This window comes from Mesorhizobium sp. M7A.F.Ca.CA.002.15.2.1 (assembly GCF_003998715.1).
Classification (GTDB): domain Bacteria; phylum Pseudomonadota; class Alphaproteobacteria; order Rhizobiales; family Rhizobiaceae; genus Mesorhizobium; species Mesorhizobium ciceri.
In genome coordinates this window covers 1-445 of sequence record NZ_RZPI01001276.1, presented here as the reverse complement: position 1 = coordinate 445, position 445 = coordinate 1, and the positions used below count along the sequence as shown (strand labels likewise).

Annotated in this window: 1 protein-coding gene; it reads right to left on the bottom strand. The window is 65.8% G+C overall.

The genetic code is table 11. The features are described 5' to 3' along the window. On the bottom strand, positions 1 to 422 hold a 422-nt coding region (locus ENZ74_RS34110), incomplete at its 3' end, for an amidase family protein (protein WP_245471075.1). Positions 423 to 445: the final 23 nt, after the last annotated feature.

Below are 445 nucleotides of genomic sequence, written 5' to 3'. Positions count from 1 at the left end.
GTTGCGGGTATTCCAAGCCCTTCGAGGAACGAGCCGGGTTTCTCGTAGGACAATGGCGCGTGCGGGTGGTAACCGGCCTGCACATCGAGCAGCAGTGCCATGTCACGGACGTTGCGGCCCATCGGCCCGTCGACGCCCATCTGCGCATGGAAGACTTCGAAATCGGGTCCGCCGGGAACAAGTCCTTGCGACGGGCGGAAGCCAAAAACATTGTTCCAGGCGGCCGGGTTGCGCAGCGAGCCGCCAAAGTCGCTGCCATCGGCGACGGGCACCATGTCGAGCGCCAGGGCAACGGCCGCGCCGCCGCTCGAGCCTCCGGCGGTCAGGGCCGGATCGAAGGCGTTCAGCGTCGGCCCGAACACGGCGTTGTAGGTGTTGGAACCAAGCCCGAATTCGGGGACGTTGGTCTTGCCGATGGCCATCAAGGACCTCGCCTCGACCACGG